Raw genomic sequence first — 16,160 nt, 5'->3', positions numbered from 1 at the left:
ATCAGATGGTAAAAAAAGTTTCACGACGTTTGCGAGATGCCCAGGCTAAGGTAGAAAATAAAGCCTACGAGCCATTAGAGGCACTAACATTATTAAAGGAATTAGCGACGGCGAAATTCGACGAAACCGCCGAAGCTCATATTCGTTTAGGCATCGATCCTAAATATACCGACCAACAACTGCGGACAACGGTAAGTTTACCCAAAGGAACCGGACGCACGGTGCGAGTAGCGGTCATTACTCGCGGGGAAAAGGTACAGGAAGCGAACAACGCCGGGGCCGATATCGTTGGTTCGGAAGAATTAATCGAAGAAATCGCCAAGGGGATGATGGATTTCGAGGTGTTAATCGCCACCCCCGATATGATGCCGAAAGTGGCGAAATTAGGTCGTCAACTTGGTCCACGGGGTTTAATGCCTTCACCGAAAGGGGGAACCGTAACCACGGATTTAACGGGAGCGATCTCTGAGTTTAAAGCGGGTAAATTGGAATTCCGGGCCGATCGCACTGGGATCGTTCACGTTCAATTTGGTAAAGCTTCTTTTAGTGCTGAGGATCTGTTAGTTAATTTGAAAGCTTTACAGGAAACGGTGGACAGAAACCGTCCTTCTGGGGCCAAGGGGCGTTACTGGCGCACAGTTTACGTTTCTTCCTCCATGGGTCCATCGATTCAAGTGGATATTAGCACCCTGCGGGATCTGAAATTAGCCGAAGGTTAATGACAGTTATTTTTCTTTGAAAAAGCCTCCAAGTAATTGGGGGTGTTTTTTTAGCTTGATCGCCCGATTGATATAGAATCAAAAGGCTACACTCAAGATTAATCGCTTGAATTGTTCTCTTGTATCTGTTCCTAAAGCCAGCGTGTGGATTGTAGATTCCCCTAATACCCGTATTTTAGCCCCTAGTGCGATCGCTCTTGGTAACTTTGATGGTTTGCACCTAGGTCATCAAACCGTCCTACAGCCAATTTTTCAGGATGAACCCGCTTATCCCACCGTTGTTAGTTTTACTCCCCACCCGCGGGAATTTTTTACGGGGGAAAAATGGCAGTTATTAACTCCTCTAGGGGAAAAGGTGGAGGTTTTAGAGAATTTAGGCGTTAAACAATTGGTTTTACTGCCTTTCTCTGCTCAATTAGCTTCCCTGACTCCCTTGGCTTTTGTCGAACAGATTTTAGTAGAAAAATTACAGGCTAAATCGATCAGTGTTGGTCAAGATTTTCGCTTCGGTTATCGTCGTCAAGGTACAGCCGAAGATTTATTACAGATCGCCTCTCAATTTAATATTAAAGTCGAGATTGTTGGTTTAAAAAACTGTGGGGCGGGTCGGATTAGTAGTTCCCTAATTCGTCAAGCTTTGGCAGCAGGAAACGTTGAGCAAGCTGGGCAAATGTTAGGTCGTCCCTATAGTTTAACCGGTCGCGTGGTCGTCGGGCAACAACTGGGCAGAACATTAGGTTTTCATACCGCTAATCTACAGGTTCCTCCCGATAAATTATTGCCGCGACTGGGGGTTTATTGCGGTTGGGTGCCTCTTGATGGTTCTCGCTTACCGGCAGTTATGAACATCGGTTATCGTCCCACAATCGAGGGAAAAACTATCAGTGTGGAAATCCATTTATTGGATTGGTCGGGCAATGTATATGATCGCATTTTAACGATGGATTTAGTGCAATTCCTGCGACCAGAACAGAAATTTAATTCTCTCGATCGATTAAAAAATCAGATCGAGATAGACTGCGATCGCTCTCGATTAATTCTAACTTCTGTAACTGACAATTCCTAATATTTTTGGTATTCTCTTTCCACTTTACCCACCGCTTTCAATAAAGGAGAATCGAGGGAATCGATCCAATCAGCTACTTCTCGCGCTAATCCTAGGGTAACAATGCCTTGAGACGGTGGTAATTGACCAGCTAAAGCCTGACTTTTGATGGTTTTCAGGACAGAAATTAAACCCTCAATCCGAGTCGATATTTTTGTTTCCCGCATCTGTTCGGCCACGGTAATAGCTTGGTCAATTGATTGAACTAATTCCCTCATGTTCGTTTCCATAATATTCTAGCGACACCAAAGAGATGTAAGCGTTAGTCCTCGCCCCTCTCCCCATTGTATATTGGCATCTCGCGAGTCTTTAATAAAAGTTTGCTGACCACCACCGTGATAACAATAAGGTGGATTCTGGGGGGCGACAATTCCTTGATAAACCGTTGTTCCCGCAGGTAAAGTCACCGATACTACTTTAGTCGCTTGATTGGGAGGATTCCACTTTTGATCGAGGGCTAAATTTCTGATCGCCTCCACATTGGTGGCATATTCATCCGTGGTCAGAAAACGACCTTTTTTGCTATTTTCGTCACTATAATAACGGAAAAAAGTCTGGGGTTTTTCTAGGGTAACTGCCTGACATTCACTATTGCGAAAAGTGATGGCAAGATCTGGAGGAAGGGGACAGGAAGGAGCCTGATCTTGAGCCAATATTTTCCGAGAATTGAAAGTCAAATTTTCGGGTAAACTATTGGTTAATGTACTGGCAGCGATTCCTAAAACAAGACTAAAAACGAGCGAACTAGCTTTCATCTTCACTGATTAAGAGAAATTCTTCTCGATTTTACCGTACTGAACCGACTTAAAATCTTGATTTCGCCCACTGGCAACAATTCTTAACTAATTTTCTCTATGCTCGCCACCCTAACCCCGATTAGCTCCCTAGCAGAAAAATTACCGCCATTGTCTGTCAACTTTTCCCGTTAGTGTGGGCAAATTAGGAAAAGAATCGTTAAGATCAAGAAAACTTAACATTAATCTTCTTGACAGAATACCCCATTTGTGCTATGAGAGACGCTATTGATATTTTGATGGAAAATTTGAGCCAGAGCATCGTCGGCCAAACCGAATCGATTCGCATTGTGCTGGTGGCTTTGCTCAGTGGTGGTCACGCTCTCCTGGAAGATGTCCCCGGAGTCGGCAAAACCCTGTTAGCCAAATCCTTAGCGCGTTCAATTAACGGTCGTTTCCAACGGGTACAATGCACCCCTGACCTCCTCCCTAGTGATATCACGGGAACCACGATTTGGAACCCCAACAGTCGCGAATTTGAATTTATCCCCGGCCCCGCTTTTGCTAACGTCCTCTTGGCCGATGAAATCAACCGGGCCACACCGCGCACCCAATCGGCACTTCTAGAAGTCATGGAAGAAAAACAAGTTACCGTCGATGGAGAAGCGCGGCCGGTCCCCCAACCTTTCTTTGTTATCGCCACCCAAAACCCGATCGAATATCAAGGCACTTTTCCGCTTCCAGAAGCACAAATGGACCGTTTTGCCGTTTGCCTGAGTTTGGGTTATCCCAGCGCAGCAGAAGAATTAAAAATGTTACAAAGACAGCATTCTCAAGAGACGGTTAAATCCCTAGAAGCTTGTATTTCCTTAGAACAGGTGGGAGAATTGCAAAGATTAGTCAGTCTGGTCAAGGTAGCTCCTGCTTTACAGCAATATATCGTCGATTTAGTCCGCGCTACCCGTGATCATGAAGATATTAGTTTAGGAGTCAGTCCCCGGGGTTGTGTGGTTTTGCAAAAAGCAGTTCAAGCTTACGCTTTCCTCGAAGGTCGCGATTATGCTATCCCCGATGATGTTAAGCTGATTACTCCCTACGTCTTCTGCCATCGTCTGATTCCTAGTCACGGTCGTCAAGCTAAAGTTATCGTGGAAAGACTTCTGCAATCGGTGGCGATCGAGGATCGCATCTGTGCCTGAACTACTTTAAATCCCTAGCGGGGGAATAACAACGACTAGCAATTAAACCCAAAACTAACCACCATAGGGTGCTAACTTGGGGACGATACCAAACTGTATCAAAAAAACCGTGGGCAAGAATTCCGGCCATAGCGGCAATTGCCCCGATTAACCAAAAGCCTTGACTATCCATTTTATCGCGTAAAAGTTTAATTTGATGGATGCCTTGGCCGATAGTTGTGACTAATAACCAGAGGAAACAGGTAAAACCAATAATTCCCGTTTCTACCATGATTTCTAATAGCACAGAATAGGCACTTAAAGCCGTGTATTTTGGCTTCATGAATAGTGGGTAAATTTTCTTAAAAGCATCATTACCCGGTCCGATGCCCAAAAGCGGATAAGTTTGAATCATGCGGATAACTGCATCCCAAACATTAATCCGAAAGTTATTACTACTATCTTCCCGGCCAGCAAAAATACTCATCACCCGAATTCGCAGCGGCTCCACCAATAAAATCGCCCCTAAAACCACCACGGCTAAACCCCCTAAAACTAAGGGTAAAAGCCATGTTTGCCAAAATAACGGTAGATAACTTTTGAACCAATAAAATAATAGCAATAAGAAGACAATTCCTAAGACCATCAAACCAATCCAACCGCCACGACTCTCGGTAAAAAATAAACAAGCGGCATTGGCTAAAGTTAATAAAGCCGCTAAAATTTTCGGTAGCCATCCCTGCCACACAAATAATGCAGCACCGCTAAAAGCAATACCGGGTAATAAATAACTAGCTAATAAATTAGGATTACCGAGATAACTATAAACCCTAGTATCTCCCGCTAATTCTGAAGTGGGATCGTTCCACGTTGCTAACTGTTCCGCACCAAAAATTTGCTGGCGAATGCCGTAAACACTGACTGCTAAGGCGGTTAAAACTAAAGTAGTCAGAATCCAATTTGTCTGGCGTGGTGATCGCATGATTCGGGCGGTAAAAGCAAAAAAGATTAGATTGAGAGTTAATTTAATTAATCCTTCCAAAGCTGCGGTTTTAACGGGAGAAAAAGCCGTAGAAACCGTGGCAATTCCCCAGTATAAAAGTACCAAAATGTGAATCGGTGTCACCCCGATTTTGCCTTCATCCACAAGGGTTAAGAGTAGCCAATAACCCGCTATTGCTAACAATAAAAAACCAATTTGACTGGTGGAGAAAAACGGCGCAGTGGCGATAAGGAGAGAGATTAACAGCGCACCCATCAGTTCTGTCCACTCCACAAACCGGCTACCCTGTCGCCATTGACTAAAAAGGCCGACGAAACGATGCAGATAGCTATATTTTGACCAAGAAGCGGGGGAAAAGTTCAGTAGGGTGATTTGTTTCCAAAAAGCATTCATATGGTTTTTAGTTGCGGTTGTCACCGGCAAACTTTGATTAAGATACCGATTGTATCTTAATTGTTGACTCTTGGGAGCGAAAAGAGTTTCAGTCTGGTGTCTTAGGGCAGCTTCACACAGTCAAAACCGGATAGCATAACCAGTCTAAGTATGGGGTGAACGTAAAGCTTGACCTAAACGAGTTAAGCCTTGGGAACAGTCAAAACGATCGAGATGTACTTCAATAAATGATAGGCGATCGATGTTACCCTGGGCAATCGATAAAGCCTTTTCTAATTCCCCTTCTGTCCTGACTTGACAACTCCAACTTTCCCCGTTAAATACTGCCGGTAATTGGTGATATTTCCACGGTTGTAGATCATTATAAATATTATCCTGAATTACCCGCTCGATCGTGTAACCATCATTGTTAATTAAAAAGATAATTGGATTGAGATGGTGACGGATAATTGTCGAAAGTTCTTGGGCGGTCATTTGAAAAGCACCATCACCCACAAAGACGATAGGACGAGTATTTGGTGCGGCAAAAGCTACTCCTAAACAGGCGGGAATTGAATAACCAATAGAGAGATAAAATGCTTGACCAATAAAGTCGGTTTTTTGGGGCATTAATAAATCAATTGTGGCAATAATTGCGTCCCCTGTATCAGAAATAACAAAAGATTCTTGAGCGATAAAATGATTCATTCGCTCATAAAAACGAGCATTAGTTAATTTTTGCTCCGGCACGGCGATGAATTCTAAATTCTTCAATTCGGCCGCAGGTTTAATCTCTAGTGTAGCTGCTTCTTTGTGACTTAGCTTATCAATTAAACCATCGATAAAATCCCCTAGGAATACTGGTTGGTAGAAGTGATGTTTAATTTTTACTTTCTCGGAATTGGCATTAATCAAATTATTGGGATTTAAATTAGCCGTAAATCCCCCTAAATTCATATCGGACATGATCGCCCCTAAACAGAGGACACAATCGGCATTTTCCACCCGTTGACTAACGTATTCGCGACTTAATGCCCCCACATAAGTGCCGATAAATTGCGGCTGCATTTCCGAAATTGACGACTTACCTAAAATAGTGGTGGCTAAGGGATAACCCGTTACTTCTAAAAGTTTCAGCAACTTATCCTGGAGTTTAAACCGATGGAATTCTACCCCTGCTAAAATAATTGGTTTTTCCGCTTTTTCTAATAAAAAAGCCGCTTCTTCAATGGCTTCTTCTAAAGCGGCGGCATCCGTGAGATTATCGGTTAAATAAATTGGCTTTTCTGAGGGGATACAGGGACGATAGACTAGATCCCGGGCAATTTCGATATACACGGGACGTTTGTGATGCAAACAAGCGGCTAAAGTTTGATCGATTTGACTGGCTGCTTGGGCAGAATTAGTGAGAATAACCGAGGCAACCGTGACTTTTTCCATGATGGACAATTGCAGATTATAATCGCCCGTGGTGTGGTGTAATAATAAATTATCCCGGCGAATCGAGCGATCGGAAGCCCCACTAATTACCACCAAGGGAACTCTTTCAGCGTAAGCACCGACCACAGCATTAACGAGGCTAAACCCCCCGACTCCGTAGGTGACACAGACAGCGCCCATACCTTTGACTCGCGCGTAGGCATCGGCGGCATAACCCGCGTTAAGCTCATTACAGGTGCAAACTAATTCGATCGGACTTTCCACCAAAACATCCATCAAATCGAGGACATAATCCCCCGGCACCCCAAAAATATGATTAACCCCTAAACTATGGAGACACTGGCATAAATATTCGCCGATCGTGATCATAGCAATTTTCTCCCCTGTGTTGGCACTTTCACGCCGATCATAACGATTTTTTCAAAAAATAGGCTCATGCCCAGTAATAAACTGGAAAGTAACAATCAGCAGACTTTAATTAAGTAGCTGTTTGCAATTAAATAGAAGATAGGTTTTGCACTCGATCCCCCCTGCCCCCCTTAATAAGCGGGGTGCCGACAGGCGGGGGGATCTTAGAGTTTTTTCCGCAGACCCTAATTATATCTAGGCGATGGTGATCAATGCTATAGTATAAAATCTGGGGTTTTTCTCTGGGGTGTAAAAAAATATCTGCGGCACTTTTTCTGGTATAATTTTTACAGGAGATTCCCTAAAACTTTCGACTTAACTAAGGCTGACTGTTAATGATTTTTACTGAATTAGTTTTGCAAAATTTCGGTCCCTACGCCGGTCGTCAAGTGATTAATTTACGTCCCGAAAAAGACAACAATCCCTGTCCAATTATCCTTTTGGGAGGCATGAATGGCGGCGGCAAAACTACTTTAATGGATGCGATTCGTTTGGCTTTGTACGGTGCGCGGGCTAAATGTTCTACTCGCAATAATTTAAGTTATGCCGAGTTTCTCAGTCAAGCAGTTAATCATCAAGCTTCCCTCATCGATCAAGCTAGAATTGAACTGGCTTTTGAACATCTAGTTAATGAACAATGGCGACAATATCGTATCGTTAGATACTGGACAAAACAGCCCAAAGATGGTAAGGATACCCTCGGTATTTTAGATGAAGATTGGCCTGATCCTGCCTTAGCTAATACTTGGGATGAATATATTGAAACTTTATTACCTTTGGGTATTTCTAACCTGTTTTTATTTGATGGGGAACAGGTAAAAGAATTGGCAGAACAGGATGTACCTCCTGACAGTGTTAAGGATTCGATGCAGACTTTATTAGGGTTAGAATTAGCGGAAAGATTAGCAGTTGATCTTGATATTTTAGCTAGTCGCAAGCGTAGGTTATTAGCGGCAGAGAATGAACTGGCAACTATTGAAGCTATCGAGAAAAAATTAGCCCAGTACCAAGAGGATTTAGAATTGGCTCGGCAAGAGATGGAAACTCAACAAAAAAATTTAGATTTGGTTAGAAATGATTTTGATGCAGTCTCGGATAAATTTCGCATTGATGGCGGAAAAATTGCCGCCGAAAGAAGTCAATTAGAGAGCAGAAAAAAGGATTTAGATAAAAAGCTAGATAACCAGAGAGAATATTTAGGTCAATTAGCGGGGGAATTTTTACCATTAAAGTTAATTTTTCCTCTCCTAGAAGCGGCTAAAATTCAGGGAGAAAAAGAGCTACAATTTCAATCAGCTAAAGTCGCTCAATCGGTTTTAGAATCCAGAGATAAAAAGTTACTTGCTTATTTAGAACAACTGAATTTAAATTTAGAACAATTAGAGAATATTAGAGAATTTTTACAGCAAGAAAATCAGTTTTTAGCTGAGGATAGCGATTGTTTGATTACTCCTTACTTAGATTTAGACGAGGAGGCGATCGAGTTATTAAATCGAGTCTTAACCCATCAATTACCGGCACAAATTAACCTCGCCCATCAAGCAAGGGAACAATTAAGAAATCTGGAAGCTGACTTAGATAATTTAGAGCGAGAATTAGCAGTAGCAGCCTCTCCCGAAGAATACGAAACCCTGAGTAATAACTTAAAAACCGCTCAGAAAAAGTATTTAAATGCTCAAGCGGAATACGAGCAAAGCCACAAAAATTATGAGGAAATCAAAAAGAAAATTGAGAAAACTAAAAAAGAATTATTTGCCTATAGTGAGAAAGCTTTAGAATCCCAAAGTAACGAACACATCGTCAATGCTATTGTCAAAGCACAGCAAACTTTAAAAGTATTTAAAGAACGCTTAACTTTAAAAAAATTAAATAGATTAGAGGGAGAAGTGGCGGAATGTTTTCGTTATTTATTGCATAAGTCCGATCTGGTGCAGAAAATAGCGATCGATGCTGATACTTTTGGTCTATCTCTCTTTGGTCCCGATGGACAAAATGTGCCTAAACACCGTCTTTCTGCCGGAGAAAAACAACTATTAGCGATCGCTTTTTTGTGGGGATTAGCGCGAGTCTCCGGACGAGATTTACCCATCGCTATCGATACACCCCTCGGACGTTTAGATTCTTCCCATCGCCATAATTTAGTTGAACGTTATTTTCCCGCCGCTTCCTCTCAAGTTATCCTCCTTTCCACCGATACAGAAATTGGACAAAATGAGCTACTCTTATTAGAAGAACAGGAAGTAATCGCCCGAAAATACCTGCTAGAATACAATTCCCAACAACGTCAAACCACTATTCACCCCGATCGCTACTTTTGGTAAGATTATGACTCAGATAAATTCCCCAATCCAAGCTTTTGGGGGGTTCTACCCCCCAAACCCCCCGTTGGGGGCGTGGCGCCGCCCCCAAACCCCCCGCGCATTAGTTTTTCGGTGGGATGCTTACACGCGGCTGCTGATACATCTGTAATAATTTAAGAGTTACTGATAATTGCCGATTGTCGTTATTTCTGCAAATTTGAGATGCACTCATCAGTTATCATTTATCAGTTATCAGATGCGAGTTATCAGTTCACTGATTACTGTTTACTGGACGGCTACGCCGTGCCTTTGGCAACACTGAAAAAAACTCCCTACTTCCCACTATCCTATTAAACAGGATTGAGAATGACTAACTATTTTATCATCAGTCAGCTCGAGGTAAAATTATAAATTATGGAATCACCGATCGAACGTTTTCGACTATCCCAAACCGCCAAAGATAGCCTAATAAAATTAAAACGCTACACCAAAATTGACCAATGGAATATCCTCTGTCGTTGGGCTTTTTGTCGTTCCCTTGCCGAACCGAGTCTCCCCTCTCCCGTTCCCATTCCTGCCGATAGCAATGTAGAATTATCTTGGAAAGTATTCGGGGGAGAAATGGCCGATATTTTCTTAATTGCCCTCAAACAACGTTGTCATCAAGACGGATTAGGAACCGATAAAGAAACTCTAACTCAACAATTTCGCTTACATTTACATCGCGGTATCGGTTATCTTGCTGGGGATGCCAAGCTAAAAAAAATCGATAATTTAATCGAATTAGAGAGAGAAAATCTCAGAGAATCTTAACCAAGAATGATCTGTTTTTAGGGGGAGCGCATCTCAAAAGCTATTGACAATTGGCCAATTTTGTGATGGTATTTAAAAGAGGGCGGCTATCGGGGGATGAGAAAAAATGGAAAATTTAATCGAAGAAGCACTAAGCCATCGAGCGATTAATCATCCGTATTTACTTGCTTTAGAAAAAGGAGAATTTCAACATATTGATGAAGTTATGAAAGACTTTGCCAGTCAATACGGAGCTTATAGTGACTGGTTTTCCCGTTATTTAACAGCAGTAATATCAAAGCTAGAAAATCCCACTCATCGAAATCACCTGCTGAAGAACTTAGCTGAAGAAAACGGACATCTACACCATGAAGATCTCGAAGCAATCCGTAAATTAGGTATTAAGGACGAGTGGGTACAGGAAATTCCTCACCCACAGTTATTCAAGCGTTTTCAAGAAGCGATGGGAGTAGATAGCAGGCAACCGCCTTGTGTTGAAGTGGAAATCTGGCGTGAATCATTCTTATCGCTGCTCCAGAATGGAAGCTCACTCCAAGCTATTGGAGCCATAGGTTTAGGGACTGAATCTGTTGTTAAATTTATCTACAAACACATTATTGAAGCGATTAAAAACCATACATCATTATCCTTGCAGCAATATGTATTTTTTCCTTTACATACAGAAGTGGAGGATGAACACAGCTTAACTTTAGTTGAAATTGCTAAGGAATTAGCCAGTGAAGGCGAACAGGCTGTTCTGGAATTACGGAAAGGAATGTTAAAAGCCTTAGATCTACGTGCTGCTTACTGGGACAATATGTATGAACGTGCGTTGGCGCTAGATAAATCTTTGACATCATCAGACATACCCAAGATTGTTACGCTTTTCACTAAAATGATTAAAAGCAAAAAGCTGTCTAATCAGGAACAGGAACTTTTATTGCATCAAATCAATGATATGCGTATTGGATTGACGGAAGACTTATCTACTGTTCCAGTGGAAAAACTACTACCCGGATTGAGTTCACTTTTGCTATACGGGATGCAAAGGGAAAAGCACAAGGAAGAAGTTCTGAACTTGTTAAATTGGCTTGAAAATCCATCTGATGAATGCCAATGCTCTCAAACAATATTAAGGCTTGCATCACAACTTTACCATGATTTTCAAACAGTGCGACTGGGAGCCTTGACCGAAAAAATTAATGAACAAAAAAGCTTGACTCATGTGCAAGAAGCTAAGGAGCTTATTTCAACAATCAGCGCCAGCAACTTAGAGGCTTTATACAACAATAAGGTTGATAAACTCAATATTGATTTTAACGTATTTCGCCTGCCATTTGATCTAGAAGTTTTAGATGCACGCCTAGTTATAGTCAAGCCAGGAAAGGCGAATGAAATGCACAGACACGCACATGAAACCGTATTTGTATTTCTTCAGGGTCAAGGAAAAGTTATTGTTGATCAATATGAAAACGAAGTCGAACCGGGTACTTTTGCTGTTATTCCCCGTTGGTGCGTGCATCAATCTGTGAACTTAGGAGAAGAAGATTTGGTTTTTCTGGCGATAGCTGATTTCGGATTAACTGGTAAAAGTTTTATGGGTAATTACTTGCACAGTGCTAGACTAAAACAAAATTAGTGCAAATTTTATCACGTTAGATAGGTATGAAAGCAACACAAGAAACCAAAAAACTTTACGACGAAAGCGCAGGAGACTGGAAACGAGTAGAACCGATTTTGCTTTCTGATTACTCCGCTCGTCCGTTTGTCATTGATTTATGTGAACCGATTGTCAATAAGAAAATATTAGATCTAGGCTGTGGGGAAGGTTATGTAGGAAGAGAGTTAATTAACCGAGGCGCTCAATATGTTCATGGGATTGATATTTCATCACAAATGATCGAGCAGGCCTTGATTCAAAAAAACGAGCATCAGATTACTAATGCTTCCTATGAAGCTGCTGATATTCGTGATTTTGGGGTAACTGAGTCCGAACAATACGATTTAGTTCTGGCTATGTTTCTGTTCAACTACTTAAATGTTTCAGAAACTATTAGCACGATGCAGAAAGCCTACCAACTTTTGAAATTCGGTGGATATTTCCTGTTCGCCGTCCCCCATCCCTCTTTACCTTTTCTGAAAAAAGATAAGTTTCCTTTTTATTTTAAACCCGAAGCTGGCTATTTTTCCGGACGCGATCAATTATTCCCCGGTGAGATTTGGCGCCGAGATAGAAAAGCCGTCGCCGTGCAATGTGTTCATAAAACTATGGAAGATTACTTCACATCTCTTCGTTTAGCAGCCTTCACAAAAATGCCAGAAGTTTATGAACTAAAAATTAATCAGGAACATTTAGAACTAGACCCAGAATTTTTTACTCCGCTCATTGACCTTCCCCTTCACGTTGCCTTCAAGATTCAAAAATGATTAGACCAATTTTTGATCCTAATATTTCATTACTGACTTGGAAAAAATTGCCCGATCCTTCTCAACTATTTTTTCATTTACCCAAATCATTAGTCTTGTATTTACTGAAAACAAGCAATCACAGATGGCTTGACAAACCCAACGAAATAGCACAGGAAACAGTTAATAAAAATCTTGACTTTTTCCTGCCGTTTCGTGAGAAATTGCTCCTAGAACCCGGAATAGTTATTTTCCGATTAGATTCAGCATTAACAGAAACGGAAATGCGGTTAATTTATGCTTTTATTTCTCGTATTTTTGGACTGCTAAACCACCGCTATGGCTATTTTTTTGATGTAATCGATCGAGGAATGGATTACACTAAAGAAGCTATACCCGTTTCGATGACGAATGCAGAAACTGGCTATCATACCGATAGTACAGCCAAAAACTACTTCCCTGATCTTGTTGGCTTACTGTGTCTTGCTGCCGCAGATGAGGGAGGAGATTCCCTGGTAGTAAACGCCGCCAATTTATATCAATATTTCTGGCAACACCATACAGACCTAGTTCCCTATCTTTACGAACCTTTGGCGCGCGATGTGATTACACCTGGAGAGATTAATTCTCAAGAAGCTATTCAAAAGAATAATTTCCCCTTATTCTCAACAGATTCTCGGGGTCTGGTTTTTCGTTATATGCGATACTGGATTGAAGTCGCTTACTCCAAACTGGAAATAGCGCAACCGGAAGCTATCACAAAAACACTCGACATCATCGACGACTTTTTTTCAAAACCAGAAAATATAGTCCGCTTCAAAATGAAAAAAGGTGATATATTTTACATTAATAATCGCTTTTTATGCCACAATAGAACCGCTTTTAAAAATTCAGGAAAACCCCGACAGATGGTGCGTAGTTGGATTAACCTTTAAACAAAATACGTCCAAGAGAGAAAGTGAACCGGTCAAAGTACAGAGTACAATGACCTCAACTTCCTTGTCACCCCTTCAGGGGGTCAAACTCACCTTAAAAAACTTTCGGTCGGCCTAAAGTAGTGATATAAATAACCGCTTCATCGGAGGGAATTCCTAACACTTCATTAACTTGATCATCAAAAAAACCACCAATACCACTAACCCCTAACCCCAGATGAATAGCCGCTAAATTTAATCTCTGTCCCAAATGGCCCGCATCTGCATGAAGATAACGATAAACTCGATCGCCATATTTAGCCACTGCTTTTGACAGATCCGCCGTATGAAAAACCACAGCAGCCGCATCTCGTCCCAAATCCTGACCTAAACAGAGATAATGTAACTCTTGCTGGAAATTTTTAAAGCGAATTTGCCGCAATTCTTGGGCTTTGGGAGCATAATAATAACAGCCTTCCTCTAATCCAGTTACTGCCGAAACAGCGATAAAAGTTTCCAATAAATCCAGAGCAAAATAATCGGGATTGGGATCGAGATTTTGACTGGCATAATCTTGGGGTTGATAGGTAAAATGCAGCAGCGCTCGCAATTCGTCTAAACTGAGACTAGCACCACTATAAGCGCGGGTAGATCTGCGTTTAAGCATCGTACTTTCCAGATCAATTAAATCTTCCCCCCAATTGACGGGACGGGATGTCACGGAAACTTTTAGACAAAAAGGAAAATTATATTTATCTTCCCAATTAGACGGAGTAACAGTTGCTTCTATCTTCTCATCTGTAGCTATGATAGTGGCTCGCTGTAGGGAGCTTAATAATTCTCCCTCGGGAATTTCGGGATAAACAGTCGTGGTTGCCGAAGGTAGTGCCGTGGTACTAGGGGGGAGATTTTGCTGAATATTGAGCAGATCTGCCAAAGGAATCACCGTCATGACACTTTCCTTCTCGGAATCAAGATAAAGCAATTCATTCATCTGACTATCGTTAAAACCACCGATTAAATGAGCGCGATAGTCATTAATCGAGGCTGATAGCTCAATATTGCCCAATAAATGCCCTGTATCGAGGAAAATACGCCGATAAGCTCGATCCTCGTAGCGCCAAGCGGACCGATAAAAAATGGCACTGGTAACTAAAGCGATATCGGTATTTTCTAAAACAGGATTCCAGAAACAAGCAGATTGTAGGTTCGTCCAGACATCACTTTCCCAGAATAAAAGCAGCGAGTGACTTTGACCTTGGTAACTGTAGAGACCGGCGGGTAAAAATTCCGTGCCACGAGAGATCAGATAGACCTCGGCGGGGTATAATCCACCAGCAGAGGGTGCGGAACGTAGGTACAAGGGACTGCCCATAGTGGCGATTTTGGCAGTTAAACCATAGCTACAGCCCAAAATTCGCGATATACGTCGCCAAAAGTCTCCTTTTTGGGGAACTGTTTGACGGGAGAGGTAGGGTTTGAGATCGAAAGTCTGACCGATTTTGTATTCTTTGAAGGGATAGGGTTGTTGACTCCAATCAAGACCTTTACTTTTTGAGGCGATCGTCTGGGGGTCGTATTTGGTCCGCTCGTGGTAGTATTGGGCGATCGAGATTGGCTGATCTGGCATGATAAAGATAGGCTGTCTAAGCTTTACTTTTTAGTTTGACATACTCCCACCCCTAGAAAACGGGTTTCTGAAAGAAACCCGTTTTCTAAATACTCCCCTCTCCCCCCCCTGCTCTACGATGTCGGGTAGGGTTGATTCATGAATCAACCCTACCCTTGATAAGGGGGGTGGGGGGTTGGGGGTGAGGGTAATTAACCATATCTGCCATTACTTTAGAAAAATAGTATAACTGCTATAATTATCCCATGGCGGCTCAACCCAGAGAAATTCGACGTTATGTTACCAGTGACGGCAAAGTTCCCCTTGCCCAATGGCTCGATTCTTTGCGGGATATTAAGGCTAAAACTAAAATTACTCAACGCCTAAACCGGGTTAATTTAGGTAACTTAGGGGATTATAAATCAGCTTTGAGCAGGAGTTTATGAACTACGAATAGACTAGGGTTCTGGTTATCGCGTTTACTTTGGACAAATCGGAACAACAATTATCTTACTCCTGTGTGGAGGAGATAAAAAAACGCAAGCTAAAGACATTGAAATAGCCCAAAAATATTGGCAAGACTATAGGAGCCGAGAAAATGCCAATCAGTGATAGTTATCATGATTCCCTGATCGAATCCCTTAAAGATCCCCATTATGCAGCAGTTTATTTGGAAACTCATCTAGAGGGAGATGAATATGAATTTGAATCAGAATTACTCAGACTTGCGTTTAATCACGTCCTAGAAGCCCTTAGACCTCAAAATCTAACACCAGAACAAATCAAAATTCAGGCCAAGCAATTGGAAGAACTAATGCAAAAACCTGCACCTGAAGCCATGAATCAACTAACCTCTTGGCTTCAAGCTTTAGGATTGAAATTAACGATAATGATCGCTCCAAAAATGCCAGAAATAAATCATGAAAATGACGCTGTTAGTTCAATCAAGATTACAGGGTAGTTTGTAGTTTGTAGTTTGGGTTTTTTGATTACAAATTGATAGCCGCTTAACGCACCCTACACAGAAAAGGGGGTTCTTTCAGAAACCCCTTTTCTAAATAGGGTCTGCTGAAAAAGTCATTGAAAAGTACAGGTCTCTTAATCAATGATTTCACTTAGCTACAAGCATAAGCTTTAGTTGTTGATTAATTTTTAAGTTATAACTTATCCTAATCATTGA

The 16,160-nt window shown here is 41.7% G+C and carries 14 protein-coding genes and 1 pseudogene; 10 read left to right on the top strand and 5 right to left on the bottom strand.

All coding sequences use genetic code 11. The features are described from left to right. The first annotated feature begins 5 nt into the window (after window positions 1-5). Both rplA and LW728_RS05405 read left to right on the top strand, forming a co-directional pair. Entirely contained in the window at window positions 6-719 is a 714-nt protein-coding gene (gene rplA / locus LW728_RS05410; RefSeq protein WP_002765993.1) for a 50S ribosomal protein L1, read from the top strand. Window positions 720-861: 142 nt separating this feature from the next. Then, window positions 862-1,785, top strand: a complete 924-nt coding sequence (locus LW728_RS05405) for a bifunctional riboflavin kinase/FAD synthetase (protein ID WP_002800221.1) — start codon at window positions 862-864, stop codon at window positions 1,783-1,785. On the opposite strand, the gene LW728_RS05400 is transcribed toward LW728_RS05405, so the two are convergent. Then, on the bottom strand, window positions 1,782-2,054 hold the full coding sequence (locus tag LW728_RS05400; RefSeq protein ID WP_287765582.1) for a hypothetical protein: 273 nt from the start codon (window positions 2,052-2,054) through the stop codon (window positions 1,782-1,784). The genes LW728_RS05405 and LW728_RS05400 overlap by 4 nt on opposite strands. A 6-nt stretch (window positions 2,055-2,060) precedes the next feature. Then, on the bottom strand, window positions 2,061-2,579 hold the full coding sequence (locus LW728_RS05395; protein WP_287765580.1) for a hypothetical protein: 519 nt from the start codon (window positions 2,577-2,579) through the stop codon (window positions 2,061-2,063). Between the two features lie 254 nt (window positions 2,580-2,833). Between LW728_RS05395 and LW728_RS05390 the strand changes: the two genes are divergently transcribed. After that, complete coding sequence (locus LW728_RS05390; protein WP_287703769.1) at window positions 2,834-3,757, top strand: AAA family ATPase; 924 nt, start codon at window positions 2,834-2,836, stop codon at window positions 3,755-3,757. Between the two features lies 1 nt (window position 3,758). Here the strand turns inward: LW728_RS05390 and LW728_RS05385 are convergent, their stop codons facing one another. Both LW728_RS05385 and LW728_RS05380 read right to left on the bottom strand, forming a co-directional pair. Further along, complete coding sequence (locus LW728_RS05385) at window positions 3,759-5,132, bottom strand: IctB family putative bicarbonate transporter (protein ID WP_287765578.1); 1,374 nt, start codon at window positions 5,130-5,132, stop codon at window positions 3,759-3,761. A gap of 144 nt (window positions 5,133-5,276) precedes the next feature. Then, window positions 5,277-6,920 (bottom strand): alpha-keto acid decarboxylase family protein, encoded by a 1,644-nt coding sequence (locus tag LW728_RS05380; protein WP_287765576.1) that lies wholly within the window; start codon window positions 6,918-6,920, stop codon window positions 5,277-5,279. Window positions 6,921-7,294: 374 nt separating this feature from the next. Between LW728_RS05380 and dndD the strand changes: the two genes are divergently transcribed. The 5 genes from dndD to LW728_RS05355 all read left to right on the top strand — a co-directional run bounded on the left by dndD (window position 7,295) and on the right by LW728_RS05355 (window position 13,392). Next, window positions 7,295-9,280, top strand: coding sequence for a DNA sulfur modification protein DndD (gene dndD, locus LW728_RS05375; RefSeq protein WP_287765573.1), 1,986 nt, complete (start codon window positions 7,295-7,297; stop codon window positions 9,278-9,280). A 393-nt stretch (window positions 9,281-9,673) separates the two neighbouring features. Beyond that, window positions 9,674-10,072, top strand: coding sequence for a DNA sulfur modification protein DndE (gene dndE, locus LW728_RS05370; protein WP_002735106.1), 399 nt, complete (start codon window positions 9,674-9,676; stop codon window positions 10,070-10,072). Between the two features lie 106 nt (window positions 10,073-10,178). After that, window positions 10,179-11,690: a cupin domain-containing protein gene (locus LW728_RS05365; RefSeq protein ID WP_287765570.1), complete on the top strand. Its 1,512-nt coding sequence runs from the start codon at window positions 10,179-10,181 to the stop codon at window positions 11,688-11,690. A gap of 26 nt (window positions 11,691-11,716) precedes the next feature. Continuing rightward, complete coding sequence (locus tag LW728_RS05360; protein WP_287765568.1) at window positions 11,717-12,478, top strand: class I SAM-dependent methyltransferase; 762 nt, start codon at window positions 11,717-11,719, stop codon at window positions 12,476-12,478. After that, window positions 12,475-13,392 carry a TauD/TfdA family dioxygenase gene (locus LW728_RS05355; protein ID WP_287765566.1) on the top strand — a complete coding sequence of 306 codons (918 nt, stop codon included), beginning with the start codon at window positions 12,475-12,477 and terminating at the stop codon, window positions 13,390-13,392. Before LW728_RS05360 ends, LW728_RS05355 begins: the two co-directional genes overlap by 4 nt. A gap of 94 nt (window positions 13,393-13,486) precedes the next feature. Here the strand turns inward: LW728_RS05355 and LW728_RS05350 are convergent, their stop codons facing one another. Then, window positions 13,487-15,001 (bottom strand): SagB/ThcOx family dehydrogenase, encoded by a 1,515-nt coding sequence (locus LW728_RS05350; protein WP_002800242.1) that lies wholly within the window; start codon window positions 14,999-15,001, stop codon window positions 13,487-13,489. 245 nt (window positions 15,002-15,246) lie between these two features. Between LW728_RS05350 and LW728_RS23125 the strand changes: the two are divergent. Further along, window positions 15,247-15,592, top strand: a pseudogene (locus tag LW728_RS23125) (type II toxin-antitoxin system RelE/ParE family toxin). Next, a complete protein-coding gene (locus tag LW728_RS05340) occupies window positions 15,579-15,941 on the top strand; it encodes a helix-turn-helix domain-containing transcriptional regulator (protein WP_287669961.1) in 363 nt (120 codons plus the stop codon). The pseudogene LW728_RS23125 and the gene LW728_RS05340 overlap by 14 nt, the downstream one beginning before the upstream one ends. The last annotated feature ends 219 nt before the right edge of the window (window positions 15,942-16,160 follow it).

The organism is Microcystis sp. 49638_E5 (genome assembly GCF_021300285.1).
Lineage (GTDB): Bacteria > Cyanobacteriota > Cyanobacteriia > Cyanobacteriales > Microcystaceae > Microcystis > Microcystis aeruginosa_C.
Note: the sequence above shows the minus strand (reverse complement) of the source record. Positions and strands in the feature narration are given on the sequence as shown.